19 protein-coding genes, 1 pseudogene and 1 riboswitch are annotated in these 25,990 nt (G+C 65.4%); of the genes and pseudogenes, 9 read left to right on the top strand and 11 right to left on the bottom strand.

Annotated elements, in window-relative coordinates; genetic code table 11:
- Positions 1-184 precede the first annotated feature (184 nt).
- The 6 genes and pseudogenes from A7A09_RS02340 to gfa form a co-directional block, all read left to right on the top strand.
- Positions 185-1,396, top strand: a complete 1,212-nt coding sequence (locus tag A7A09_RS02340; protein ID WP_106689863.1) for a penicillin-binding protein activator — start codon at positions 185-187, stop codon at positions 1,394-1,396.
- Between the two features lie 29 nt (positions 1,397-1,425).
- Positions 1,426-4,182, top strand: coding sequence for a [protein-PII] uridylyltransferase (locus A7A09_RS02335; protein ID WP_436277774.1), 2,757 nt, complete (start codon positions 1,426-1,428; stop codon positions 4,180-4,182).
- 4 nt (positions 4,183-4,186) lie between these two features.
- Positions 4,187-5,713: a murein biosynthesis integral membrane protein MurJ gene (gene murJ / locus A7A09_RS02330; protein ID WP_106689861.1), complete on the top strand. Its 1,527-nt coding sequence runs from the start codon at positions 4,187-4,189 to the stop codon at positions 5,711-5,713.
- Positions 5,714-5,869: 156 nt separating this feature from the next.
- Complete coding sequence (locus A7A09_RS20715) at positions 5,870-6,034, top strand: hypothetical protein (RefSeq protein WP_170166995.1); 165 nt, start codon at positions 5,870-5,872, stop codon at positions 6,032-6,034.
- A gap of 58 nt (positions 6,035-6,092) precedes the next feature.
- A complete protein-coding gene (locus tag A7A09_RS02325) occupies positions 6,093-6,605 on the top strand; it encodes a CAP domain-containing protein (RefSeq protein ID WP_245999085.1) in 513 nt (170 codons plus the stop codon).
- 120 nt (positions 6,606-6,725) lie between these two features.
- A pseudogene (gfa, locus tag A7A09_RS02320) lies at positions 6,726-7,295 on the top strand (S-(hydroxymethyl)glutathione synthase); the annotation flags it as partial.
- A 187-nt stretch (positions 7,296-7,482) separates the two neighbouring features.
- On the opposite strand, the gene trpS reads toward gfa, so the two are convergent.
- Positions 7,483-8,517: a tryptophan--tRNA ligase gene (trpS, locus tag A7A09_RS02315; RefSeq protein WP_106689858.1), complete on the bottom strand. Its 1,035-nt coding sequence runs from the start codon at positions 8,515-8,517 to the stop codon at positions 7,483-7,485.
- 76 nt (positions 8,518-8,593) lie between these two features.
- Here trpS and A7A09_RS02310 point away from each other — a divergent pair, with 76 nt between their 5' ends.
- Entirely contained in the window at positions 8,594-9,295 is a 702-nt protein-coding gene (locus A7A09_RS02310; RefSeq protein ID WP_106690046.1) for a rhomboid family intramembrane serine protease, read from the top strand.
- Positions 9,296-9,382: 87 nt separating this feature from the next.
- Here the strand turns inward: A7A09_RS02310 and A7A09_RS02305 are convergent, their stop codons facing one another.
- From A7A09_RS02305 to thiC, 9 genes are all read right to left on the bottom strand, one after another.
- Complete coding sequence (locus A7A09_RS02305) at positions 9,383-10,627, bottom strand: AGE family epimerase/isomerase (protein WP_106690045.1); 1,245 nt, start codon at positions 10,625-10,627, stop codon at positions 9,383-9,385.
- A gap of 14 nt (positions 10,628-10,641) precedes the next feature.
- Positions 10,642-12,969 carry a Tex family protein gene (locus A7A09_RS02300; RefSeq protein WP_106689857.1) on the bottom strand — a complete coding sequence of 776 codons (2,328 nt, stop codon included), beginning with the start codon at positions 12,967-12,969 and terminating at the stop codon, positions 10,642-10,644.
- Between the two features lie 60 nt (positions 12,970-13,029).
- Complete coding sequence (locus tag A7A09_RS02295; protein ID WP_106689856.1) at positions 13,030-15,549, bottom strand: cation:proton antiporter; 2,520 nt, start codon at positions 15,547-15,549, stop codon at positions 13,030-13,032.
- 285 nt (positions 15,550-15,834) lie between these two features.
- Positions 15,835-16,836 carry a HesA/MoeB/ThiF family protein gene (locus A7A09_RS02290; RefSeq protein ID WP_106689855.1) on the bottom strand — a complete coding sequence of 334 codons (1,002 nt, stop codon included), beginning with the start codon at positions 16,834-16,836 and terminating at the stop codon, positions 15,835-15,837.
- Positions 16,823-17,434, bottom strand: a complete 612-nt coding sequence (locus tag A7A09_RS02285; RefSeq protein ID WP_106690044.1) for a thiamine phosphate synthase — start codon at positions 17,432-17,434, stop codon at positions 16,823-16,825. The genes A7A09_RS02290 and A7A09_RS02285 overlap by 14 nt, the downstream gene beginning before the upstream one ends.
- A gap of 2 nt (positions 17,435-17,436) precedes the next feature.
- Positions 17,437-18,195: a thiazole synthase gene (locus tag A7A09_RS02280; protein ID WP_106689854.1), complete on the bottom strand. Its 759-nt coding sequence runs from the start codon at positions 18,193-18,195 to the stop codon at positions 17,437-17,439.
- A gap of 3 nt (positions 18,196-18,198) precedes the next feature.
- A complete protein-coding gene (thiS, locus tag A7A09_RS02275; protein ID WP_106689853.1) occupies positions 18,199-18,396 on the bottom strand; it encodes a sulfur carrier protein ThiS in 198 nt (65 codons plus the stop codon).
- On the bottom strand, positions 18,386-19,315 hold the full coding sequence (locus tag A7A09_RS02270; RefSeq protein WP_106689852.1) for an FAD-dependent oxidoreductase: 930 nt from the start codon (positions 19,313-19,315) through the stop codon (positions 18,386-18,388). Before A7A09_RS02270 ends, thiS begins: the two co-directional genes overlap by 11 nt.
- A 217-nt stretch (positions 19,316-19,532) precedes the next feature.
- On the bottom strand, positions 19,533-21,356 hold the full coding sequence (thiC, locus tag A7A09_RS02265) for a phosphomethylpyrimidine synthase ThiC (protein ID WP_106689851.1): 1,824 nt from the start codon (positions 21,354-21,356) through the stop codon (positions 19,533-19,535).
- Between the two features lie 97 nt (positions 21,357-21,453).
- Positions 21,454-21,595: riboswitch (TPP riboswitch) on the bottom strand.
- Positions 21,596-21,850: 255 nt separating this feature from the next.
- Between thiC and A7A09_RS02260 the strand changes: the two genes are divergently transcribed.
- Entirely contained in the window at positions 21,851-22,804 is a 954-nt protein-coding gene (locus A7A09_RS02260; RefSeq protein WP_366465314.1) for an alkene reductase, read from the top strand.
- Positions 22,805-23,340: 536 nt separating this feature from the next.
- Positions 23,341-24,114, top strand: coding sequence for a hypothetical protein (locus A7A09_RS02255; protein WP_106689850.1), 774 nt, complete (start codon positions 23,341-23,343; stop codon positions 24,112-24,114).
- Positions 24,115-24,193: 79 nt separating this feature from the next.
- Here A7A09_RS02255 and A7A09_RS02250 read toward each other — a convergent pair whose 3' ends face one another.
- The gene (locus A7A09_RS02250) at positions 24,194-25,846 is read right to left on the bottom strand and encodes an NAD(P)H-hydrate dehydratase (protein ID WP_106689849.1); all 1,653 of its coding nucleotides are present in this window, start codon (positions 25,844-25,846) and stop codon (positions 24,194-24,196) included.
- Positions 25,847-25,990: the final 144 nt, after the last annotated feature.

Below are 25,990 nucleotides of genomic sequence, written 5' to 3'. Positions count from 1 at the left end.
AAAGTCGGCGCGCCGGCTCGTCCGGGGTGGCACGGCCGCCTGTATTTCGGGGTGCTGGCCTTTCGCTCACGGGCATCTCCTTTTGCCGCTTTCGGACCCTTCGCCTGATTGCCAATCGCGGGCGATGGACATAGGCTGCTGCCCGTGATCCGCCGATACCTACATTACAGCAGGGAAATTTCATATGTTCGCAATTATCACAAGCCGGGGACCGAATCCGTTCCGCCGTCTGGCATTGCGTGCCGGGGCAGTCCTGTCCGCCTTCGTCATCGCCGCCTGTGAGCCGACGGGCGGAGGCAATGTCACCTCGGTCGGACCCGAGGCCGGCCAGATGATCGACCCCGGCCAGCCGGTCAAGGTGGCCTTGCTGGTGCCCGGCGGCACCGGAAACCCCAATATCGAGACACTGGCGCGCAGCCTGAAGAACGCCGCCCGCATGGCCGCCTCCGACGCGCAGGGGGCAAGCATCGACCTCGCCATCTACGACACGGGCGGAAATACCCAGCAGGCCGTCGCGCGGGCGAATGCCGCCGCCGATGCCGGGGCCCAGATCATCGTCGGGCCGCTTTACGCCGAGGCGGCGAATGCCGTCGGCGCAGCCATGATGCCCCGCAATATCAACGTATTGTCATTTTCCAACAATACCGAGGTGGCGGGTGGCAATGTCTTCGTGATGGGCACCAATTTCGCCAATATCGCCGATCGATTGGTCGGATATGGCGTCCGCCAGGGCAAGCGCAACGTCTATGTCGTGGCCGAGGACGACGTGGCGGGCCAGATCGGCGGCCGTGCCATCGAGGCCGCCATCGCCCGCAAGGGCGCAAGGCTGGCCGGGCGCAGCAATCACCCGGTCTCGATCACCGGCATCGACTCCGTCGCCCCGCAGATCACCGCGGCAGCGAAATCGGGCCAGGTGGATGCGATATTCATGACCGCCAATCATCAGGCCGTCCTGCCCTATCTGACCGAGAAACTGGCCGCTGCGGGCGTCACCTCGCAGGTCACCCAGTTCATGGGGCTGACCCGTTGGGACGAACCCCGCTCGCGCATGACATTGCAGCAGTTGCAGAACGGCTGGTTCGCGATCCCCGACCAGCGGCTCGCTCAGCAATTCAACGCCCGCTACCAGGCCGCCTATGGCGAAGCACCACACGCGCTGGCCCCCCTGGCCTATGACAGCATCGCGGCGATCGCCTCTCAGGTTCGTGCCGGCAAGCGCAACGCCCTGACCACCAGCGGGCTGACCCAGCGTTCCGGCTTCGCAGGGGTGGGCGGAGTCTTCCGGCTGCGGCCCGACCGCACCGCCGAACGAGGACTGGCCGTGGCCACGATCCGCAACAACCAGATGGTCGTCCTCGACCCGGCCCCGCGCGGCTTCGGCGGCTTCGGCTTCTGACCTTGAGCGACGCATCCACCGATACCGTCGTGCAAAGCGCCCCGGCATTGCCCGGGGCGCATGCCATATTCGAACCCGGCAATTTCCTGCCCCGACTGGACGCCGAATTGTCGGGCCTGGACCAGCCGCGCAACATCCGGAGCGCGACGGTTGCGGCGCTCGCCGAAGCGCGCGCCGCCGCGATGGCCGATATCGAGGCGGGCTTCCTCGGTCATCCGCGCGCCGCCCGCGAGTCCGTCCGTGCCATCGCCATGCTGACCGACGGCATCGTCACCGCGATCCATCACGTCGCCACGACCCACCTGCATCCGCTGCGCTCCCCTTCGGATGCCGAGCGGCTGGCGGTTCTGGCCGTCGGAGGATACGGGCGGGCCGAGATGGCCCCGGCATCCGATGTCGACCTGCTGTTCCTGACGCCCTACAAGATCACCCCTTGGGCAGAGAGCGTGGTCGAATCCATGCTCTACATGCTGTGGGACCTGAAGCTGAAGATCGGCCATTCGATCCGCACCGTCGATGACTGCCTGCGCCTTGGCACGGGCGACATGACCATCCGGACCTCGCTGGTGGAGCATCGGCTCGTCACCGGCCACGCCCCGCTCGCGCAGGAGCTCGGCACCCGGTTGTGGTCCGAACTGTTCGAGAAGACCATCCCCGAATTCGTCGAGGCCAAGCTGGAGGAGCGCGCCGCGCGCCATCAACGCCAGGGCGGTCAGCGCTATGTGCTGGAACCCAATGTCAAGGAGGGCAAGGGCGGGCTGCGAGACCTGCAGACGCTCTACTGGATCGCGAAATATATCCACCATGTCGATCGCGCCGTGGAACTGGTCGACCTGGGCGTCTTCACCCGCGACGAGCATCTCGCCTTCTGGCAGGCCGAGGATTTCCTCTGGGCCGTGCGCTGCCATCTGCACCTGATCGCGGGACGGCCGGTGGACGTGCTGTCCTTCGACATGCAGGTCGAGGTGGCGAAACGCATGGGCTATGCCGACAATGCCGCCCGGCGCGGGGTCGAATATTTCATGCAGGACTACTTCCGCCACGCCACCCGTGTCGGCGAGCTGACCCGGGTCTTCCTGACCGAACTCGAAGCCCGCCATGTCCGCAGCGCCCCGTTCCTCGGCCGCCTCTTCCGCAGGCGGCGCAAGCTGAAGGCGGGCTTTGTCGATCAGCATGGCCGGCTGGCGATCCAGGACGAGGCAGCGTTCGTCCAGGACCCGCTGAACATCCTGCGCCTGTTCGAAGAGGCGCTGCGCACCGGCATCCTGATCCATCCCGACGCCATGCGTCTTGTCGCCGCTAATCTCGACCTGATCGACGACCAGGTCCGATCGGATCCCGAGGCGATCCGCATCTTCATGGATCTGCTGCTCAGGCACGGCAATCCCGAACGCTCGCTGCGCCGGATGAACGAGCTTGGCGTGCTGGCCGCCTTCATCCCGGAATTCGAGCCGGTCGTGGCGATGATGCAGTTCAACCTGTATCACCATTACACGGTGGACGAGCATTCCATCCAATGCGTGGCCGCCCTGGCCGAGATCGAACGGGGCGAACACCCCGAGGATCTGCCCCTATCCAGCGAGATCATCAACGAGGGCATCAACCGGCGCGTCCTCTACCTGGCCACCTTGCTGCACGATATCGGCAAGGGCCGGCCCGAGGATCACTCGATCCTCGGCGCCCGCATCGCCCGCCGCATCGCGACCCGCTTCGGTTTTTCTCCCGAGGATGTCGAGACGGTGGAATGGCTGGTGCGCAATCACCTGCTGATGTCGGACGTGGCGCAAAAGCGCGACATCTCGGATCCCCGCACCCTGCGCGATTTCGCCAAGGCGGTGAAAACCCGCAAGCGGCTGGACCTGTTGCTGGTTCTGACAACCTGCGACATCCGCGGTGTCGGCCCGAACACATGGAACAACTGGAAGGCGGTTCTGCTGCGCAAGCTGCACCAGGAAACCGCCGCCGCCCTGGATAACGGGCTGGAAGAACTGAACCGCGACAAGCGCCAGAACGAGGCGAAACGCTCCCTGCGCCACCTGCTGATCGCCAAGGGTTGGGAAGCCAGGGAGATCCGCTCCGAGATCTCGCGCCATTACGACGCCTACTGGCCCGGATTGCCGACCGAGACACAGGCGGTCTTCGCCCAGCTTCTGCACCGGATCGGCCATGACGAGATCCGCATCGACCTGCATCCCGACACCGACCGCGACGCGACGCGCACGGCCTTCGTGCTGGCCGATCATCCGGGCATCTTCTCGCGGCTGTGCGGGGCGCTGACGCTGATGGGGGCGAATGTCGTGGACGCGCGCACCTACACGACGCGCGACGGCTATGCCACGGCGGTGTTCTGGATACAGGACGCCGAGGGCCATCCCTTCGCCGAAGACCGCCTGCCCCGGCTGCGCCAGACCATCCTGCGCACGCTCAAGGGCGAGATCGTCGCGCGAGAGGCTTTCGCCACCCGCGACAAGCCCAAGAAGCGCAACCGCGAATTTCGCTTTCCCACCCATGTCACCTTCGACAACGAGGGCAGCGACATCTACACGATCATCGAGGTCGATACCCGCGACCGTCCGGGCCTGCTCTATGACCTGACCCGGACGCTTGCCGCCAATCATATCCAGATCGTGAGCGCCGTGATCGCCACCTATGGCGCGCAGGTGGTTGACAGTTTCTACGTCAAGGACATGTTCGGGCTGAAGCTGCACAGCGAGTCCAAGCGGCTTTCGCTGGAAAAGAAACTGCGTTCGGCGATCGCCGACGGGGCAAAACGGGCAGAGGAATAGGCCAATGAAATCGGGGCTGGTGCGCGGATTCCTGTCTGTGGGGATCTGGACCTTCATTTCCCGCGTGTCGGGTTTCGTCCGCGATATCCTGATGGCGGCATGGCTGGGCACCGGGCCGGTGGCCGAAGCCTTCCTGATCGCGCTGTCGCTGCCCAACATGTTCCGCCGCTTTTTCGCGGAAGGCGCGTTCAATACCGCGTTCGTGCCGATCTTTTCCAAGAAACTGGAAGACCGTGCCGATGCCGAACGATTTGCCGCCCAAGCATTTTCGGGTTTGTTCACGGTGGTTCTTATCCTGACGGCGTTGGCGATGATTGCCATGCCCGGACTGGTCTGGCTTATGGCCTCGGGCTTCGCGGGGGACGAACGTTTCGCGCTGGCGGTCGAATATGGCCGGATCACGTTTCCCTATATCCTGCTGATCTCGCTGGCCTCGATGATCTCGGGCGTGCTGAACGCCAATGGCCGTTTCACCGCCGCCGCCGCCGCGCCTGTCCTGTTGAACCTGTTGTTCATCGTGGCGATGGGGCTGGGCCGCTGGCTGGGCTGGGACCTGGGGCTGACGCTGGCATGGGCTACGCCGCTGACGGGAATTGCGCAGCTTGGGCTGGTCTGGTGGGACGCGCATCGCAATGGCTGGACCTTCCGGCCGCGCCGCCCGCGCCTGACGCCCGATATGCGCCGCCTGCTGGCCGTGGCCCTGCCCGCCGCCTTTGCCGGGGGCGTGGTGCAGCTCAACCTGCTGATCGGGCGGCAGGTCGGCTCGCGTTTCGAGGGCGCCATCGGTTGGCTGGCCTATTCCGACCGTCTCTATCAACTGCCCCTTGGCGTCGTAGGAGCGGCTGTCGCCGTGGTCCTGCTGCCGGAACTGGCCCGTCGGCTGCGGGCCGAGGATCACGCTGGCGGGCAATCCGCCTATTCCCGCGCCACCGAGTTCGGGCTGTTCCTGACCCTGCCCGCCGCCTTCGCCATCGCCGTCATCGCCGAGCCGATGGTCGCGACCCTGTTCGAGCGCGGCCAGTTCAGCGCCCATGACACCAGCCAGACCTCCAAGGCGCTGATCGTCTATGCGCTTGGCCTGCCCGCCTTCGTGCTGCAGAAGATCCTGCAGCCGCTCTATTTCGCACGCGAGGATACGAAGACCCCGTTCCGCTTTGCCGCGATGTCGATGGTCGTGAACGCGGTCGTCGCTTTCGGGCTGATGCCGCTGATCGGGTTCCTTGCCGCCGCCATCGGCACTACCGTCGCGGCATGGGTCATGGTCGGCCAGCTCTGGTGGGGAACCGGCGCCATGGGACAGGCCGCCCGCGCCGATGCCCGGCTGCTGCGTGCCGCCCCCCGGATCGCACTGGCCTCGGCGCTGATGGCGCTCGCCCTGTGGTTCATGAAGGGCTGGCTCGACACCGCCGGAATCGGCCGCATTCCCGGCCTCGCCATCCTCGTCTTCGGCGGCGCCGTGATCTACTTTGCCCTCAGCTTCGCGACCGGGGCCTACCGGCTGTCGGAATTGCGGGCGGCGGTCCGGCGCTAGGACAGATCGGTTCCCGCCGGAACCGGCTGCCTGCTGCACCCTCTTCGGATCGGGTCCAGCGAAACACTGCTCACCTCTGCCCGGCTTTGCGCAATATCCGGCCATAGGGAAATCCACCCTCTGCCGTTCCACAACTCTACGGGGTATCCTGCGCAGATGCCTATTCTGCTTTTACTTCCCATCGCGGCGGTCGCCGCATTCCTGGCGGGATGGGACCGCCATGGTCTGCCCCGCTTACTGCTGCTGACATTCGGTATATTCGCAGCCGCGATCTGGCTGTGGATCGCGATCGCCTTTCTTGCCGTGAACAGGCCGCTGTGACGCATCGCAAGTCGTTCAGCCCGCCGCCGAACATCCCGACCGTCCAAGGAGAAGGACGGTGAGGTCCTCTCTGGTGGCGCTATGCTGCATGGCGCTCGGTGCATGCGCCGGGCCGGATATTTCGGGCGGTCCTCTGTCGCATGGGGCTTCGCCGGGAAATGTGACCTGCCTCGGGACCTCGTCCGGGATGAACGGCGCGGCGGTGCGGACTACCAATGCGACTCGCAGCCGCAGCGGTCTTTCGCCACTTCAATCCGACACGGTGCTGGCCAAGGCGGCGGCCCAGCATGCCTGCGACATGGCCAGGCTGGGCCGTATGAGCCATCGCGGCAGTGCGACCAGCAGTCCGGCCGACCGCGTGAAAGCCGGAGGATACAGGCCGAGACTGGTGGCCGAGAATATCGCGGCGGGCCCTTATGACATGGACCAGGTCCTGCGGGTATGGACAGACTCGCCCGGGCATCTCGGCAATATCATGATCCCGCAACTGCGGGATTTCGGCATCGGGCAGGCGATCGGCGCGGATGGGAGAACACGCTATTGGACAGCGGTCTACGCTACGCCCGAATGATTTCCTTCCGGGTGTTCCCACGGCATTCCGGGCTTCCGGATGCTGCCACCTTCCGCTGACTTGCCGATTCTTCCCGTCTGCGCGACGCTGTGACATGCTCGGTCATCGGAGGAGAGGACCATGGCGAATACAGATGGGGTGTTGATCCACCCTGCCGTCGATAACGGCATCAAGCAAACCGATCCGAATTTTTCAGGCGGCGTATTGAGTTGTCTCTGTAGTACCAACCCGGTGAAAGTCCGGGTCAGCGCTCAGACCGCGCATAACCATGTCTGCGGTTGCACCAAGTGCTGGAAACCCGAAGGGGCGGTCTTCAGCCAGATCGCGGTGGTTTCGCGCGATGCGGTCGAAGTGCTGGAAAACGGCGACAAGCTGGAGATCGTGAATGCCGATGCGCCGATCCAGCGGCACCGCTGCCGCGAATGCGGCGTGCATATGTATGGCCGGATCGAGAATACCGGCCATCCGTTCCACGGGCTCGATTTCGTGCATACCGAATTGTCGCCCGAAGAGGGCTGGTCGGCACCGGAATTCGCGGCCTTTGTCAGCTCGATCATAGAATCAGGTGTTGATCCGTCGCGGATGGATGGCATCCGGGCGCGCCTGCGCGAGTTGGGCCTGCATCCCTATGACACCTTGTCGCCGCCGCTGATGGACGCCATCGCCGCGCATGTGGCGAAAACCTCGGGTGTCACCAGCAGGGCCGCGCCGCAAGAGGAAAAATCGGACACTCGCCGCGACGAGGAAACCGCAGCCGGAAACGAAAACCGGGAAACGGCCAGCGCGAGCACGCCGCCCCCGCCGCCGCCGCCCGCCGAATCCGGTTCGATCATCGGCAGGCTCCTGAACCGCTTGCTGGGCGGCAGCCGCTAGGGAATCAGGAGCGGCTGCGAAGCAGCCCCATGATCTCCTTGGTGCGCTCAAGGATCGGGGTTGCCACTTCGTCGGCACGATCTGCGCCATCGCCAAGGATTCGGTCGATCTCGGCCGGGTCGTCCATGAACTCGCTCATCTTGCGGGTGATGGGCGAGAGCGCCTCGACGGCGACTTCCGCCAGCGCGGGCTTGAAGGCCCCGAAACCCTGCCCCTCGAACCGGGCCAGAACCTCGTCGGGGGTCTGATCCGCGAGGGCGGCAAAGATATTGACCAGGTTCCGCGCCTCCGGACGATCCTTGAGGCCCTCGATGCTGCCGGGCAACGGATCGGCATCGGTGCGGGCCTTGCGGATCTTTTGCGCGATGGCGTCGGCATCGTCGGTCAGGTTGATGCGGCTGGCATCCGACGGGTCGGATTTCGACATCTTCTTCGAGCCGTCACGCAGCGACATGACACGGGTGGCGACGCCTTCGATCAGCGGCTCGGTGATCGGGAAATGCTCGATCTTGTAATCGTGGTTGAACTTGGCGGCGATGTCGCGGGTCAGTTCCAGATGTTGCTTCTGATCTTCGCCCACCGGCACGGCGGTGGCCTGATAGGTCAGGATGTCAGCAGCCATCAGCGCCGGATAGGCCAGCAGGCCGAGGCTGGCATTCTCGCTGTTCTTGCCCGCCTTGTCCTTGAACTGGGTCATCCGGTACATCCAGCCGACCCTTGCCACGGTGTTGAACAGCCAGGCCATCTCGGCATGGGCGCTGACTTGCGACTGGTTGAACAGGATCGACTGGCGCGGATCGACGCCCGAGGCCATGAATGCCGCCGCACCCTCGCGGATGCGCTGGCGCAGGACATCCGGATCCTGCCAGACGGTGATCGCGTGCAGATCGACGATGCAATAGACCGTTTCCGAGCCACTGCCCTGCAATGCGGCAAAACGCTTCAGAGCGCCCAGGTAGTTCCCGAGCGTCAGCCCGCCTGAGGGTTGGATTCCCGAAAAGATGCGGGGGGTAAAGCGCGTATTGGTCGTCTCGCTCATGTCCGGGCCTGCTTGGAATTTCTTCGAAGCTGGCTTAGCTGTTGGCGCAAGCGACCGCAACAGCGAAGGAACGCCCATGCGCGAGGGGACAAACGAACCACCCATCAACCCGCTGCCCGCCGTTGTCTGGCTGCTGGCCATGCCCATCATCGCCAGCGAGGCGGTGTTCGGGCTGGGCCGGCTTGGGCTGATCGGCGGAGCCGAAGGGGTGGGGCTGCGCCTGTCCGGGCTGCAGATGAGTGCCTATGCGCCCGAGATGGTGCAGCGGATGTGGGCCGTGGGAGAGATCGATTGGGGGCAGGCCTACAGGTTGCTGAGCTATCCCTTCGTCAATTCCTCGATGATGCAGGCATTGTTCGTGCTGGCCTTCACGCTGGCGCTCGGCAATCTGGTCGCACGGGAATTCCGGCCCTGGGCGGTGGTGGCGCTGTATCTGGGATCTGCTGTGGGCGGGGCGCTGGTCTACACGGTGGCGATGTCCTTCCTGCCCGGCCGTCCCGCACCGCTGATCGGCGGCTATCCGTCGGTCTACGGGCTGGTCGGCGCCTTTACCTTCCTGCTCTGGACAAGGCTTGCGGCGGCGAATGCCAACCGGATGCGGGCCTTCACGCTGATCGGGATGCTGCTGCTGTTCCAACTGGTTTTCGGCATCGTCTTCGGTGGCGCAGGCTATGGCTGGATCGCCGAGATCGCCGGTTTCGCCATGGGCTTCGGGCTCAGTTTCCTGCTGGTGGATGGCGGAATGGCACGAGCCTTGCGGCATCTCAGGCAAAGATGATCGACGCGATCACAGGAGCCGGACATCCCGGGACCGCGTCGGAATTTGCCGATATGGCGGGTATACGGGTTCGGCCAAGCGCGCCCGTCAGGCCATTGGCCGCGCCTTGTCCAACACCTCTGCCGCGCGAGACAAGCCCGGCGCCAATGGCAACAGATCGGCTTGCAAGGCATGGTAAATATCCGGTTTGCCCGGGAATTGCGTCGCTGCGGGGAGATTGTTTTCGTCCAGTTCCGGGAACCAGCCGCCTCGCGCATGATCAATCAGACTGGCATCGGCGAATTGCCAGAGCCGCCGATACCATGCCTCATCGCTGTCCCGGCCTTCCAGCTTGATCAGCGCGGCCAGCGCCCCGATCGCCTCGGTCACCGGCCACCAGTAGCGCGCCGGGTTATCGACCTCTCCGCCGAATTTCAGCGTATAGGCAAAGCCCTGCCTTTCCTCGTTCCAGGCATCCGCCAAGGCGCGTTCGACCAGCGCCCGCGCGTGCATGGGCGCCTGCCCCTCCGGCCGTCCCGCGAGATCCCAATATTGGAGCAGCAAACGCGCCATCTCGAAGGAATGGCCCGGAGTGGTCCCGGCGGGTCGGAACATCGGATTGCCCGCATAGCCCCGATCGGGCTGCCAGTCCTCGTCGTAATGTTCGGGGATGCGCCAATCCTCCGCCGCCGCCTGCCCGGCGATGAAGAAATCCAGGATACGCCCGGCGCGGGCCAGGTATTCCGCCTCTCCGGTCGCCTCATGGGCGGTCAGCAGCGCCTCGACCCCGTGCATATTGGCGTTCATGCCGCGATAGGTCGAAAAGGGCTGCCAGTCGTGGGCGAACTCGTCGCGGAACAGACCCCGTTCCTCGTCCCAGTAGTGCCGGTCCAGCACTTCGGCGATATCGGCCAGTAGCCGGTCGGCATCCGGATGGCCGGCCATTTTCGCGCTCGAGGCCGCCAGCAGCACGAAGACATGACCGTAAGCCAGCTTGGTGCCATCCGCCGCGCCGTTCCCGTCAACCGACCACAGATAGCCGCCATGCTGCGGGTCGCGATGCTTGTTCCACAGGAAATCCATGCCCCGGTCGATGATACCGGCGCGATCCTCGCGCCCGGCCATCCGCGCCAGGGCATAGGAATGCACCAGCCGCGTTGTGGTATGCAGTTCCTGCACTTCCCCCGCCAGCGGCCTGCCCGCCAGATCCAGCGTATGGAAGCCGCCGCCCTCGCGCGGGCTGGCATCGAAGAAATCCAGCGCAAGCCGCGCATCGCGGACCAGCCAGGCATGATGGGCCGGGTCTTCCAGCCAATGGGTTTGCGCCTCGGTATTGCCGGGTCCGTCGATCATCCGTTCCTCCACATTCAGCGTTTACGCATGGCGTCCATGAGCGCGGCCCCGAAAGAGCCTTGCCCGCCATTCTCGGCTCGCGGAGCCGCTTTTCCACCCTTTGGCCCGTCCCGCCCCGGCTTGCCGTTCTGCATGGGGGCGCCCTTCTTCGCCGGACCTCCTCGCTCTGCCTGTCCGCCGCCATCCTTGCGCATGGTCAGCCCGATGCGCTTGCGGGGAATATCTACCTCGGTCACGCGCACCTTCACCACGTCGCCAACCTTGACGACCTCTCCCGGGTCCTTGACGAAACGGTCGGCAAGCTGGCTGATATGCACCAGCCCATCCTGATGCACGCCGATATCGACGAAGGCTCCGAAAGCCGCGACATTGGTCACCGTGCCCTCCAGAGACATGCCCGGACGCAGATCCTTGATATCCTCGATCCCGTCGGCGAATGACGCGGTGACAAAGCCGGGGCGCGGGTCGCGGCCCGGCTTTTCCAGCTCGGTCAGGATGTCGCGGATGGTGGGCAGGCCGAAATGCGCATCCACGAAATCCTCGGCCCTGAGGCTCTTCAGTGCCGACCCATCGCCCATGATCGCGCGAATGTCGCGCCCGCAGGCCTTCACGATCCGGCGCGCAACCCCATAGGCCTCGGGATGGACCGCCGAAGCGTCCAGCGGTTCGTCGCCTTCGCGGATACGCAGGAAACCGGCGCATTGTTCATATGCGCGGGGGCCAAGGCCCGCCACGTCCTTCAGCGCCGCGCGCGAGCGGAACGCGCCATTGCCGTCGCGATGCGCCACGATGGACCCGGCAAGCCGCGGCCCCAGCCCGGCCACATGGGCGAGCAAGGCGCTTGACGCCGTGTTCAGGTCGACGCCGACCGCGTTCACCGCGTCCTCGACCACCGCTTCCAGTGCCTTGGTCAACTGCCGCTGGTCCACGTCATGCTGATATTGCCCCACGCCGATGGATTCGGGCGGCACCTTGACCAGTTCCGCCAGCGGGTCCTGCAAGCGCCGGGCGATCGAGACCGCGCCGCGCAGCGACACGTCCAGATCGGGGAATTCCTTCGCCGCCAGTTCCGAGGCGGAATAGACCGAGGCCCCCGCTTCGGACACGACCACCTTGGTCGGCGCCTTCACACCCTTGGGCAGGCGTTTCAGCATATCGGCAACCAGCCGTTCGGTCTCGCGACTGGCGGTGCCGTTGCCGATGGCGATCAAATCGACATCGTGACGCGCGATCAGCGCCAGCAGCGTGGCCTCGGCCCCCGCGACGTCTTTCCTGGGCGGAAAGGGATACAGCGTCGCGGTATCCAACAGCTTGCCGGTCGCATCCACCACCGCCAGCTTGACGCCGGTGCGGATGCCGGGATCGAGCCCGATGGTCGCCTTGGCCCCGGCGGGTGCGGCCAGCAGCAGATCCCGCAGGTTGCGGCCAAAGACCCGGATCGCCTCGTCATGGGCGCGGTGCCGCAACTCGGTCAGCAGGTCGATATACATGGTATTCGACAGCCGCACCCGCCATGTCCAGCCCGCCACCTGCCGCAGCCATTGGTCCCCGGGCTGATCGCCCAGCCTGCCCATCGCCTGCACGACGATCCCCTCGGCCCGCGCCGCGCCGGTTTCGGGATCGGGCGAGATGTCGATGGTCACGACCTCTTCCTTGGCTGCCCGCAGGATCGCCAAGGCCCGGTGCGCGGGAATATCGGCCCATTTCTCGCGATGGTCGAAATAGTCCGAGAATTTCGCCCCCACCTCTTCCTTGCCCGTCACGACCTTGGCAGCAATATGGGCCTCCATCCGCATGAAGTCGCGCAGCTTCCCCAGCAGTGCAGCATTCTCGGACAGTTCCTCGACCAGAATATCGCGCGCACCGTCCAGCGCCGCTTTCACGTCCGGCACAGCCTCGGTCACATAGCCTTGCGCCAGCACCTGCGGATCGGCCGCGCGCTCGTTCTGGATGGCGCGCAGCAGGGGTTCCAGCCCGTTCTCGCGGGCGATCATCGCCCTGGTGCGGCGCTTGGGCTTGAAGGGCAGGTAGATGTCCTCGAGCGCGGCCTTGGTTTCGGCCCCGGCGATGGCGCGGGCCAGATCGTCGGTCAGCTTGCCCTGCTCGCGGATCGAACCGAGGATCGTCTCGCGCCGTGCTTCCATTTCGCGCAAGTAACCCAAACGATCGGCCAGGTTCCGCAACTGCGTGTCGTCCAGCCCGCCCGTCACCTCCTTGCGATAGCGCGCGACGAAGGGAACCGTTGCCCCGCCATCCAGCAATTCGGCCGCCGCGGTCACCTGCGCGGGACTGGCACTGATCTCGGTCGCGATGATGCGGGCGATGCGTTGGGCTGAATCCATGTGATCCTCTCTCAGTCCGGGACCGCAGTCTTAGCCTTGCCGCGCATTCCCGCCAAGCATCTAATCAAGCTGCAACTCCGGCATATTCGCCGCCTCCTCCTGCAGGGCCTTGTCGCCCACGCTGTCACGCACCGCCTCGCGCAGCGCGCGAGAGCGTTTCAGCACCCGGCGGAAACTGGTCTCGTTGAGTTCCAGCAGGCTGGTCGGCGTGATCGCCCTGACCTCGGCGCGCCGTGGCTTGCCGGTCAGGACCCCGATCTGCCCGAACATGTCGCCACGTCCAAGGCGGGTGGTCTGGCCGGCGATCTCCTGTTCGACCGCGCCCGAGGCCACGAAGAACACGCTGCGGGACGGGCTGTCCTTGCGCGCGATGATCTTGCCTGCGTTGATATAACGGGTGCGCAACGCGCGGCCGAGCCGGCGCAGCTCGGCCTCGTCCAGATCGGCAAAAAGCGGAAATTGCCGGACCAGTTCCTCCTTGCGCAGGGCAAGATCCAGATGCGGGCGGCCTTCGGTTTCCGTGCGGCGGCGGCCGATATCCTGCATCAGGGCAGTGTGCAGCTCGGCCCCGATCAGCCCGTCCTCGCGCATGGCGTTGTATTCGCCCTCTTCGAGCCGCAGCGCCGTTCGGCGGATGAAACGGCGCTCCAGCTTTTCGGCATAGCCGGGATATTGCAGCCTCAGCCCCTCGATCGCCGTGGCCACGGCCTCGACCCTGCGGTTCAGCAATTCATGCAGCAGTTCCGCCACCCGGCGGCCATGAATACGGCGGATGCGGTGGTCGATGAAGCCATGCAGATCGCGCAGGATCAGCCGCTTGGCCAGCAGCATCTCGAACCGGTCGGCGGTCATTCGCGCCAAGGGCCGCGCGATCCTGAGCCGGTTGCGCAGGAACGCCGCCAGCCGGAAATCCGCGCCATAGCGCAGGCTGCGCCGGGCCGCCCGCTGATAGCCCGTTCGCCCGCCGGTCCGCGCCGCCTCGATCAACCGGTCGGCGTCGAACAGCATCTGCTCGGACAGCCGGGCGCTGATGGCGCGTTCGCGAAAACGCTCGAGGATCACCTCGCGTTCATAGCCCGCCAGCGCGATCAGCCCCAGGGTGATGCGGTCACGGTCGAGGATCTCGGTATTGTCCTCGGCCTCGGCGCGCTCGACCGCCGCATCCAGCCGCTCGGCAAAACGCTTGGCCTCGGAGCGGACGGTTTCCCGCGTCAGTTCGTAATTCTCGGTGGTCTCGGCGATCTCCTCGCGCACCGTCTGCAGGGAGACGGCGATCACCTGGTTGGAGAGCGCCACGTCCAGCGGGGACAGCTTGTCCAGCCCCAGCCTGCCGATCACCCATCGCAGGCTCGTGCCCTGCACCAGCAGCGTGAACAGGGTGAAACCGGTCGCGAGGATCCCCACCAACCGCTTGGTCTCGACCGGCACGCGCAGGCTTTCCGTCACCGCCAGCGCCAGCGCCAGCGTGACCGCACCGCGCAGCCCGCCCCACAGGATCGCGGTGCGGTAGCGCCGGTCTACATTGGGCGAGACGCGCAGCGCCGACAGCAGCGGCATCAGCCCGAACAGCACGATGGCACGGGCGAGCAGTGCCGCGCCGATGACCACCAGCACCAATGCGAAATCACCGGGCCGAGCCTCGCCCAACAGGCGGGGAATCAACAGCGCGGCAAGGATGAAGATCAGCGCCCCGGCCCAATGCGCCAGCAGGTCCCAGACCTCGCGCAGATTGGTCCAGAAAGCGGGCGACAGCCGCCCGGGTCCGATGATGTTCATGGTCAGCCCGGCCACCACCACACCGATCACGCCCGAGGCTCCGAAAAGCTGCTCCGAAATGATGTAGGCAAGGTAGGGCACTGCGACCGAGACCGAGATCTGCGCCAGTTCGAACCGCGCGAACAGGACCATCATCGCCACGGCGACACGCGCGGTCAGCCAGCCCCCTATGGTGCCGCCGACGAACAGCATCGGAAAGCCCCTGATCGCCTCGCCCAGGCCAGGATCGGGCAGGCCCAGCATGACGAAGCCCATGAACAGGCCGAACAGCGCAATGGCGGCGGCGTCATTCAGCAGGCTTTCGCCCTCGATGATCCGTGCCAGCCGGCGCGGGGCCGAGAGAGAGCGGAAGATCCCCACAACCGCCGAGGGGTCCGTGGTCGACACGATCGAGCCGATCAGCAGGCAGACCACCAGCGGCAGCCCGCTGACCCAGGACAGGGCGTAGCCGATGGTCGCCGTGGCAACGAAGACCGCCACCACCGCCAGCGTGAGGATCGGCACCCAGTCATCCAGCATCCGCCTGACATTCATCCCCAGTGTCGCCTGGAAGATCAGCGTCGGCAGGAAGACATAGAGGAACACGTTCGAGCGGATCGGAAGTCCCAGGATCGCCTCGGCCACCGGGTTCAGCGCATCGGTCAGTTCGGTGCGCAAAAAGAAGATCGCCCCCGCCCCGATCAGCGTGCCCAGAACCGCAAGGATCACGCTGTAAGGCAGCGACAATCGCGCCGCCAAGGGTTCCGCGAGGCCGATGACGACGAAAAGCGATGCCGCGATGGTAGTCAGAAGAACGATATCCATATCCTTGCGATAGCGGGAAAACCCCGGGCAGGGAATATCACGGAGCGTCTCGGGGGTCGGATATTTTCCAATCTGCCTTGCGGCGCGCGCGCCGGATCGGGATCTGCCCGGGTTGCGGTTCGATCGGACAAACCCACGCTAGGGCTTGCGTCCTGCGATGGCCGGGGGATTTCGCATCCCCGTCGCCGGATGGTTCTCAAACCAGTGGTGCACCACCCGACAACCCTCAGCGGGATATTTGCATGAAGAAGAACGGCCATAACTCTGGCGAACCGCCAGCCCGGCCTATGACTGGTGTTCAACGATAGCGTTTGATGTGTCAGCAGCCCCGGCCGCCAGAAGCGCCAGATCGTGATGCCCCCTCCCGGCCAGTTCCACCGCCGCGCGCCATGCCCGCAACCCGCTGCGGCAGCACAGCACCACGCGCCGCCCCGCCGGGGGCTGCCACGCGGCCATCGCCTCGGGGGCAAGCCGCAGGGCACCGGCCGTGATCTTGCATGGAGCCTCGCTTTCGGGACGCAGCTCGACCACGCAATCGGCGTCGCGCAGATCGGCCCGTGCGACAAAGGGCAGCGCGGGTCCCTCGGGCTCGGGCGCATCGTCAAAGCGGAAACTGCCGAAACGCCACGCGGCCAGATCGACCGTCACCGCTTGCCCGATAGGCGAGGGCTTTACCCCCAGTAGAATCGACAGCGCCATCTGCGCCTGCAACGCCCCCATCACTGCGACGACAGGCCCCATGACCCCTGCCGTCGCGCAGCTTTGGGCCTGTCGCGGCAGATCGGGAAACAGCGCACGCAGGCTTGGCCCGGTGCCGCAGAACCCGCCCACATATCCCTGCCGCCCCAGCACCGAAGCGGCGATCAGCGGCAGGCGGCGGTGCATGCAGGCATCCGAGAGGATATAACTTACGGCGAAACTGTCCGCCGCGTCGATCACCAGATCGGTGTCCTCCAGCATCGCACCGACCGTCACCGGGTCCAGCCAGCCGCGAACCGCCTCGGCCATGATCTGCGGGTTCAGCGCCATCGCCTCGCGCGCGGCGCAATCGGCCTTGGGCCTGCCTATATCGGCTTGGCGGAACATCGTCTGGCGATGCAGGTTGCTTTCATCGACGCGATCGCCATCGACGATCCGCAGATGCCCCACGCCCGCCCCGGCCAGCGCCGGAATCACGGTCGCACCCAGTCCCCCCGCACCGACGATCAGCACCCGGGCAGCGGCCAGCCTCGCCTGCCCCTCGGTACCGATCTCGGGCAGGATCACCTGCCGGTCATAACGGGACATGCGCACCCTCCCGCGTGGCCGCGATCCATTCCCGGCAGCGCGCCTCGGGATCGGAGGCGGTCTGGATGTCAGTGACCACCGCCGCGCTGTCCGCGCCCGCCGCAAAAACACCGGGCAGGCGTTCGGGTGTCAGCCCGCCAATGGCAACCAGCGGCACATCGCCCACCCGCCGTTTCCAGTCGCGAACACGATCCAGCCCCTGCGGACCCCATTTCATCTTTTTCAGCAGCGTCGGATAAACCGGCCCAAGCGCCACATATTCCGGGCCGAAGGACAGTGCGCGGTCCAGTTCCGCCTCGTCATGGGTGGACAGGCCAAAGCGCACCCCGCCCCGGCGCAGCGCGTCGAAATCGGTGCTGTCCATATCCTCCTGCCCCAGATGGACGAAATCCACGCCCATCTCCAGCGCCAGTTGCCAGTAATCGTTCAGCACCAGTTGCGCCCCATGCGCCGCGCAGCAATCGCGCGCCCGTGCCACCTGATCGCGCAGGGCAGCACCTTCGGCGTCCTTGACCCGCAACTGCACCAGCCGCACGCCCAGGGGCACCAGCCGCTCCAACAGGTCCGCGCTGGCAGTGATGAGGTAAAATCGATCCAGCCTCATGACAGCGCCGCCATGCCGAATATCGGGGTCGAGGCCACCGCCATGTCGCGCTGCCCCATCAGCCCCGCCTCATGCGCCAGCCTCCCGGCCTGAACCGCCCCGGCAAAGGCTCGCGCCATCGTCACCGGATCGCCTGCCTTGGCCACGGCAGTGTTCAGCAATACCGCGTCAAAGCCCATCTCCATCGCCTTCGCCGCCTGTGACGGAGCGCCGATCCCCGCGTCGATGACCAGCGGGACATCCGGGAAATGCGCCCGCATCGTGCGCAGCGCATCCTCGTGCCGCAGCCCCTGCCCCGAGCCGATCGGCGCGCCCCATGGCATCAGCACTTGGCACCCGGCCTCGACCAGCTTCTCGCCCAGGATCAGGTCCTCGGTCGTATAGGGAAACACTTCGAAGCCATCGGCACACAGGATTCGCGCCGCCTCGACCAGCGCGAATGGATCGGGTTGCAATGTATCGGCATGGCCGATCACCTCCAGCTTGATCCAGTTGGTGCCGAACAACTCGCGCGCCATCTGCGCCGTGGTGACTGCCTCGCGGGCGCTGTGGCAGCCCGCCGTGTTGGGCAGAAGCCGGCAGCCGCTGGCCTTGATCAGGTCGCGAAACCCCGCGCCCCCTGCCCCTTCCCGGCGCAGGCTGACAGTGATGATCTCTGCCTCCGAAGCGGCAATCGCGTCACCCAGCACCCTGGGTGAAGGATATTGCGCCGTTCCCAGCATCAGCCTTGATTTCGGCGTAATCCCGTAAAACATCGCTCAGCCCCCTTGCATGGGTGACAGCACTTCGATCCGCGCGCCATCGGTCAAGACGGTCCCGTCCCGCATGCCGCGCGGCACGAACTCACCATTCAGCGCTGTGGCGACCGAGGGCGCGGCAAGCCCCTGCTCCTCGATCAGTTCGGACAGGGTGGCGGCGGCGGTCTCGACCTGCTCGCCATTCAGTTCAACTCGCATCTCGCATCTCCATCTTCAGGCGGTCCGCCAGGGTTTCGGCCAGTGCCGGAGCCATCAGGAAGCCGTGGCGATACATGCCGTTGACATGGATGCGCCCGTCTTGCTCGCGGATCGCGGGAATATTGTCGGGGAATGCAGGGCGCAGCCCCGCACCTGCCTCGACCAGCCGCGCCTCGGCAAAACCGGGATGCAGGGCATAGGAGGCGGAGAGCAGTTCCATGATCGCGCGGGCAGTGATCGGGCCGGGATCATCGGTCTCGACCATGGTTGCGCCGATCATGTAGCGCCCCTGCCCGCGCGGCACGACATAGCAGGGAAAGCGCGGATGCAGCAGCCGGACCGTTCGGGTCAGTTCCAGATCCTGGGCCTCGACGATCAGCATCTCGCCCCTGACCCCGCGCAGATCGGGCAGCATGTCGCGCGCGGCCATCCCCCGGCAATCGATCACCCGCCCACGCGGCTCGCCCCGCCGGATCGGCACGCCCTTGCCGGTCAATTGGTCCCGCAGAGCGGTCATGGCGGCGCGCGGATCCAGATGCGCCTCGTCGGGGAAGCAAAGCCCGCGTGCAAAACGCCCCGCAAGCTCAGGCTCCAACGCGCCGGGATCAGCGGCGTCATGCCCCCGCGTCAGCCGCGCGAAACGGTCCAGTTCCACAGCATCCCGAGGCGGAGCCACGACCAGCGTGCCGCGCCGGACCACCCCCGGCACCCGCGCCGCCCACCAATCGGCGGCACCCGCCCCGGCGGTCACGACCTCGGATGGCGCGGATTCCCCTTCGCATCCCGGAGCCAGCATTCCCCCGGCCCAATGCGAGGCCGGGGTGGAGTTGTCAGTGAGCAGTTCGACGGGCAAGCCCCGCTCGGCCAAGGCGGTTGCGACGCAAAGGCCGGTGACACCGCTACCGATGATCGAAAACATCAGCTTGCCCCACGCGCGGAATCAACACCCAACAAGCCGCCGCGTAGCGCCCGTCCGCCCCGTCGTGCCTTGCATGCATTCGCATGTTGGGCAGGCGCTTTGGTGCCGTCATCCTGCAGGACAGAAGTTGTCCGGGACTGCACCATGAAATGCAGTCCAAGACCTGATGCCGCCCACGCAACGGACGGGTGCCGCGCAGCCCGGTTCCGAAACAGGGTCATCCCTCCGCCTTCTCGATTTCCTCGACCGGCATGTAGAGATCACCGCCCTCGCGATATTTCCCTGCCATTTCCTCCATGCCCTTGGCGCGCGCCTCGGCCCGGATGTCATGGCTGATCTTCATCGAGCAGAATTTCGGCCCGCACATCGAACAGAAATGCGCCACCTTATGCGCCTCTTTCGGCAAGGTCTGGTCGTGGAACTCACGCGCCGTGTCAGGATCGAGCGAGAGGTTGAACTGATCCTCCCACCGGAACTCGAACCGGGCACGCGACAGCGCGTCATCACGCAATTTCGACGCCGGGTGTCCCTTGGCCAGATCGGCCGCATGGGCGGCAATCTTGTAGGTGATCACGCCGGTCTTCACATCGTCCCGGTCGGGCAGACCCAGATGCTCCTTGGGCGTGACATAGCACAGCATCGCCGTGCCGAACCAACCGATCATCGCCGCGCCGATGGCACTGGTGATATGATCGTATCCCGGCGCAATGTCCGTCGTCAGCGGCCCGAGCGTGTAGAAGGGCGCCTCGCCGCAATGGGTCAGCTGCTTGTCCATGTTCTCCTTGATCTTGTGCATCGGTACATGGCCGGGGCCCTCGATCATGACCTGGCAGTCTTTCGCCCAGGCGATCTGCGTCAGCTCGCCCAGGGTTTCCAGCTCGGAGAATTGCGCCGCGTCATTGGCATCGGCAATCGAGCCGGGGCGCAGCCCGTCGCCAAGGCTGAAGCTGACATCATAGGCGCGCATGATGTCGCAGATCTCGTCGAAATGTTCATAGAGGAACGACTCGCGGTGGTGATGCAGGCACCATTTCGCCATGATCGAGCCGCCACGGCTGACGATCCCCGTCACCCGCTCGGCGGTCAGGTGAATGAAGGGCAGCCGCACGCCCGCATGGATGGTGAAATAGTCCACCCCCTGCTCGGCCTGTTCGATCAGCGTGTCGCGGAACACCTCCCATGACAGGTCCTCGGCCACCCCGTTCACCTTCTCCAGCGCCTGATAGATCGGCACGGTGCCGATGGGAACGGGGCTGTTGCGGATGATCCAGTCGCGAATATTGTGGATATTGCGCCCGGTGGACAGGTCCATGACCGTATCCGCGCCCCAACGGATCGCCCAGACCATCTTTTCAACCTCTTCCTCCATCGAGGAAGTGACCGCGGAATTGCCGATATTGGCGTTGATCTTGACCAGGAAGTTGCGGCCAATCGCCATCGGCTCGATCTCGGGATGGTTGATATTGGCCGGGATGATTGCGCGGCCCGAGGCGATTTCCTGCCGCACGAATTCCGGCGTGACGTGATCGGGAATGGCCGCGCCCCAGTCATTGCCATCGCGGATCAGCTTTTCCTTCGCCGCCTTCCGGCCCAGGTTCTCGCGGATGGCGACGAATTCCATCTCGGGCGTGATGATTCCGGCGCGGGCATAGGCCATCTGCGTCACCGCCCCGTTCTTCGCCCTGAGCGGTTCATGCCGCAAAGGGAACCCCGGCACCAGCCGCTCGCCCGTGGCAAAGCCGTTATCCTCGGGTTTGACCACCCGGCCATCATAGCGCTCGACATCCCCGCGCCCGGTGATCCAGTTCTCGCGCAGACGCGGCAGCCCCTTGGCGATATCGATCACCTCCTGCGGATCGGTATAGGGTCCCGAGCTGTCATAGACCGTCACCGGCGGTTCCATGGCCGAAGGGTGCAACTCGATCTCGCGCATCGGCACGCGGATATCGCGATGCATCTCTCCCGGGTGCCAGGCCTTGCGCGAGGCGGGCAAGGGGCCGGTGGTGATTTCCGGTGCGGCGGGTTGGCTGTGCTTATTCATGGCGTCTCCTCAAGCATCACTCGAAAAGACCCAGAATGACGTTTGAGGCAGAAAGCGACCGGTCTGCGGTCCTTGCGGGGCCGCCACGGCCCAAAGAGCGGATGCCCTTCGGTCTTCCTACGCCAGTATCAACTGGGTCAGGTTCAAAGGGTCGCTGCACCGTGACACAGGTCATTCGCATGACACATGGCACCAATCAGCCTCTCAGTCCCTTGGGCGGGACTCCCCTGACATCCGTTACGGTCACAAACGCGGCGGCACTTGTCAAGCGCCCGTTTGCGCAGCGCGGGATACGGCTATGCGCGAGGGCATATTGAAAGGCTCTGTCGGGGGGCACAGTTCATATCGGCAAAAGCATTCGTCACGAAGAAAGGACATTCGATGACATCCCTTTTCGATCCGCTGAAACTGGGGCCGCTCAACCTGAAAAACCGCGTCATCATGCCCCGCTGACCCGCAGCCGGGCCGGGACAGAGCGTGTCGCGAATGCGCTGATGGCCGAATATTACCGCCAGCGCGCAGGTGCCGGGCTGATCCTGACCGAGGCAACCAGCGTCACCCCGATGGGTGTCGGCTATGCCGACACGCCCGGCATCTGGAACGAGGAACAGGTCGAGGGCTGGAAGGCTGTTACCAGCGCCGTACACGAGGCGGGCGGGGTGATTTTCCTGCAGCTGTGGCATGTCGGACGCATCTCGCACCCGATGTTCCTGGGTGGCGAATTGCCGGTTGCACCAAGCGCGATCCAACCCGCCGGCCATGTCAGCCTGGTGCGCCCGAAAACCACCTATGTCACGCCACGGACGCTTGAAACCGACGAGATCCCCGGCATCGTCGAAGCCTATCGCCAGGGTGCCGAGAACGCGAAACGCGCCGGTTTCGACGGGGTCGAGATCCATGCGGCCAATGGCTACCTGATCGATCAGTTCCTTCAGGATCGCAGCAACCGGCGGACCGACCGCTATGGTGGTTCGATCGAGAACCGGGTGCGGCTGCTGAACGAGGTCACCGATGCGGTGATCGATGTCTGGGGCGCGGATCGTGTCGGCGTGCATCTGGCTCCACGTGGCGACAGCCACGACCTGGGCGACAGCGATCCCGCCGCCCTGTTCACCCATGTCGCCCGTGACATGGCGGCACGCGGCGTGGCATTCCTCGCCCTGCGTGAGCGTATCGCAGAGGACAGCCTGCTGCCCGCAATCAAGCAGGCTTTCGGCGGCGTGATCATCGCCAATGAAGGACTGACCGGTGAAAGCGCCTCGCGATTGTTGGCCGAAGGCCAGGCCGACGCCGCCGCCTTCGGGCGCGACTTCATCACGACGCCCGACCTGCCCGAACGCCTCCGCAAGGGGTTGCCGCTGAACGAGGCGAGGCCGGACAGCTTCTATGCCGGTGGGGCAGAAGGCTATACCGATTACCCGATCGCGGAAACGGTCGCCGCAGGGTAGCAACTGCCGTCCCGCGCCACCTTCCCGGCGGGCGCGGGACAGGATGGCGATCAAAGCGGATCGCCGCCCAGATTGCGCGCATCAAAGCACGCAAGACAAGATCGGCATGAGATCCTCACCCGTCGGGGCCGAATGGTTCCGGCGGGATATTTCGACGGCGCTGCCCGCTACGCAGCGACGGCAGAACAAGCCTGTCCGGACCACGCGCTCCCACCCGAATACCGAAATGGCTGACGCGGCTGAAAATTCCGGATTGGCTCTCTGCCGGGACGCTCTCCACCCCAAGACCTTCGCGGTTCCGAACCCGATTTCCGCCCTGCCCATATCGCTTTCGTGACCGGGCCAGCGGGAACTTGCCGTGTCGAATCGGGATTTCGGGGCAAATGGGACATCCAAATCCGGAGAGGTGACATGCTCGTGAAAACCCGGCCGGAACCCATGCATGGCAGAGGTGTTGCGGTGCCACGGTCCGCAGGCGATCGCCGCCTTCGGATCGAACGGAAGAACCGAGCAGAAAGATCTGAAGGAGATCCGCTATGAAAAACCATGCGATGCTGACCGGCGCCGCCGCACTTCTTGCCGCGGCACTAGCGACGACCTCATACGCGCAGGACGACGCGACCAGCTCAACCGGGCTGAGCGCAGATGCGGAGCTGTCCACCGAAGCTGGCTCTGCCGAAGTTGGGGCCGGGCTGGAGGGTTCGGCTGAAACCACCGACGGCCTGGCAGCCGATGCAGAAGCCGAAGGCAGCCTCACTGCCGGAACCGAGGACGAGGCCGCTTCGACGGACGCGGTGACGGCTGAAGGCTCTGCCGAAACAGAGACCGAAAGCGTCGAGGGCGAAACCACCGATCTCGAAGCCGGAGCCGAGACGGCGACAGATACGGAACTCGACAGCGAAACCGGCATGGAAGCCGAAACGGATGCCGGGATGGAAGCCGAGACCGAGACCGAGACCGAGACCACCGAGATGTCCTCGGACGAGGAGTCCAAGCTCAATTATGGCTCGCTGATCTCGACACTGCGTTCGGGCTCGGATACCGCGGTCGATCTGGAAACGATCGATGACACGGCAGAGATCGAGACCGTGAAGCTGAGCGAATTCCAGGGCGAGGCCGCATCCAATGCGCAGGCGCTCGACAAGGCACTCGAGGATGGCGCGGACGCGCTCGCTGCAACGCGCGAAGCCGTCAGCGCAAATGCCACGATCGGCGCGCTTCTGGAAGCGGAGGGCTTCACCGCCGATGATGTGATCGCGGTCAGCAGCGACGCCAGCGGCGCCGTCCAGATCATCGTCGACGACCGCTGATCATTCCATCACGCAGGGCTACGCGGACCCGATGCCGCGCGGTCAACGGCAAGGCTGTCCCGGGAAACCGGGGCAGCCGTCATTTTCGCCCCCACTCATCCAGGCCCAGTTCCCGGAAGAGGAAGGGTAGTTGTTCAGGCAGATCGTCGGCGATCAGGCCGGGGCCGAAGCGGCGGGCGGCCCGGGCATGGAGCAAAACGGCAAGCGCCGCAGCTTCAAAAGCCGCAATGCCGCGCGCCAGAAAACCGGTGATCAATCCGGCGAGGACGTCCCCCGTTCCTGCCGTGGCCAGCCATGGCACATCGCTGGCCGAATGGATGCAGGCCTGCCCGTCGGGCGCGGCGATCACCGTATCGGGGCCTTTCAGAAGCACGACGGCACCGCAACGACTTGCCGCCTCGCGCAGGGCATCTGTGCGGGAAAAGGCGGGCCCGCGCATGGGCGTCTCGGCCAGCCGCGCGTCAAGATCGGGAAAGAGCCGGGCGAATTCCCCGGCATGGGGCGTCAGAACACAGTTATCCGAAAGCCCCCCCGGCCAATGCGGCGCCTGTGCCAATGCCGTCAGGGCATCCGCATCCAGAACGCAGGGGCCTGCATGATCCAGCACCACTGGCAACAGACCAGCGGCACGATTCACGCCACAACCGGGACCGAGGCAGAGCGCGGTAATGCGCGGGTCGGTCAACATAGCCCGCATCTGCGTGGCATTGTCCAATCCCCGCCGCATCAGCGCATCGGGCGGTCCGGCATGCTCCGCCATGGCGGCGGCGGGCGGGCAGAGAGTCACCAATCCGGCCCCGCCCCGTAACGCGGCCCGTGCGGCCAATCTTGCCGCTCCGCCATGCCCGGCGGGACCCGCCACGACCAACGCATGACCATGGCTGTATTTGTGCCCGGCGGGATGCCCCGCCGATATTCCCTTGCCTAGGGCGATCCGGGCGCAGGACCCCACATCGACCATTCGGCTGTCCCGAACGGGAAATTCCGGCCAGATGGCACGAAGCGCAGGCGGGCACATGGCATCCGCCCGCGTATCCGCTCGCCTTTCGCGCCAGTGCCGCAATCCGATATCGGCGATCATCAGCTTGCCGCAGGCTGTGGGCCCCCACTGCAAGAGATGACCGGGCTTGGGGCTGTCGAACGCGACCGTCAGACCCGCATGCAGCGGCACGGGAGCCGTATCTTCCCCATGGTCCGGATGCAGCCATTCCCCGCTATCCATGCACAGCCCCGACGGGCAATCGACGGCGACAAGGCACGGGTAGCCTTCACCATCGCCGGTCATCCTGCCAAGTTGGCGCAGGACGGCGGCGATCTGCCCTTCGGGCGGACGGGTCAGGCCGGTCCCGAAAATGGCGTCGATGCAGATATCGCTGGCAGGGGATTGCCGCAGTCCGGCTTCGGTCAGCGGCGCGATGGGACCGATCCGCCGCCAGCGGCGCTTCATCTCGGCGGCATCCGGACCGGGAGCGTTATCCAGCCCCAGGACATGCAGCTGCCAGCCCGCTTGCGCCAACAGGCGGGCGATCACATAGCCATCACCGCCATTATTGCCCGGCCCGCACAGAACTGTCGCGCGTCCCGGTTTGGGCCAGCGCAGGCGAATCTCTCCTGCCACCGCCGCGCCGGCCCGCTCCATCAATGTCAATCCGCTCACCTTGCCGCTCACCATGGCGGCGGATTCGATGGCGCGCATTTGGGCGGTGGTGAGGATTTCTGTGCCAAATAGCATCGCATCTGCCTATATTACGTGCAATCTGCCCAAAAAACAGACATGCGGGCCCAGAGCACGGTTTATGCCGCCCGATCCGGAGCGTGCCGCATTTACCCGCGCCATGAAACCCGCCAATCAGGCTTCAGGCAAGCCGCGAGGAAG

This window comes from Paracoccus methylarcula, assembly GCF_003007735.2.
Classification (GTDB): Bacteria; Pseudomonadota; Alphaproteobacteria; order Rhodobacterales; family Rhodobacteraceae; genus Paracoccus; species Paracoccus methylarcula.
Note: the sequence above shows the minus strand (reverse complement) of the source record. Positions and strands in the feature narration are given on the sequence as shown.

What these genes read in the sequence shown, in the direction of transcription:
- A7A09_RS02340 (WP_106689863.1), top strand. Translation starts at nt 185, where the DNA reads ATGTTCGCAATTATCACAAGCCGGGGACCGAATCCGTTCCGCCGTCTG.
- murJ (WP_106689861.1), top strand. Translation starts at nt 4,187, where the DNA reads ATGAAATCGGGGCTGGTGCGCGGATTCCTGTCTGTGGGGATCTGGACC.
- A7A09_RS20715 (WP_170166995.1), top strand. Translation starts at nt 5,870, where the DNA reads ATGCCTATTCTGCTTTTACTTCCCATCGCGGCGGTCGCCGCATTCCTG.
- trpS (WP_106689858.1), bottom strand. Translation starts at nt 8,517, where the DNA reads ATGAGCGAGACGACCAATACGCGCTTTACCCCCCGCATCTTTTCGGGA.
- A7A09_RS02310 (WP_106690046.1), top strand. Translation starts at nt 8,594, where the DNA reads ATGCGCGAGGGGACAAACGAACCACCCATCAACCCGCTGCCCGCCGTT.
- A7A09_RS02305 (WP_106690045.1), bottom strand. Translation starts at nt 10,627, where the DNA reads ATGATCGACGGACCCGGCAATACCGAGGCGCAAACCCATTGGCTGGAA.
- A7A09_RS02300 (WP_106689857.1), bottom strand. Translation starts at nt 12,969, where the DNA reads ATGGATTCAGCCCAACGCATCGCCCGCATCATCGCGACCGAGATCAGT.
- A7A09_RS02295 (WP_106689856.1), bottom strand. Translation starts at nt 15,549, where the DNA reads ATGGATATCGTTCTTCTGACTACCATCGCGGCATCGCTTTTCGTCGTC.
- A7A09_RS02290 (WP_106689855.1), bottom strand. Translation starts at nt 16,836, where the DNA reads ATGTCCCGTTATGACCGGCAGGTGATCCTGCCCGAGATCGGTACCGAG.
- A7A09_RS02280 (WP_106689854.1), bottom strand. Translation starts at nt 18,195, where the DNA reads ATGTTTTACGGGATTACGCCGAAATCAAGGCTGATGCTGGGAACGGCG.
- thiS (WP_106689853.1), bottom strand. Translation starts at nt 18,396, where the DNA reads ATGCGAGTTGAACTGAATGGCGAGCAGGTCGAGACCGCCGCCGCCACC.
- A7A09_RS02270 (WP_106689852.1), bottom strand. Translation starts at nt 19,315, where the DNA reads ATGTTTTCGATCATCGGTAGCGGTGTCACCGGCCTTTGCGTCGCAACC.
- thiC (WP_106689851.1), bottom strand. Translation starts at nt 21,356, where the DNA reads ATGAATAAGCACAGCCAACCCGCCGCACCGGAAATCACCACCGGCCCC.
- A7A09_RS02260 (WP_366465314.1), top strand. Translation starts at nt 21,851, where the DNA reads ATGGCCGAATATTACCGCCAGCGCGCAGGTGCCGGGCTGATCCTGACC.
- A7A09_RS02255 (WP_106689850.1), top strand. Translation starts at nt 23,341, where the DNA reads ATGAAAAACCATGCGATGCTGACCGGCGCCGCCGCACTTCTTGCCGCG.
- A7A09_RS02250 (WP_106689849.1), bottom strand. Translation starts at nt 25,846, where the DNA reads ATGCTATTTGGCACAGAAATCCTCACCACCGCCCAAATGCGCGCCATC.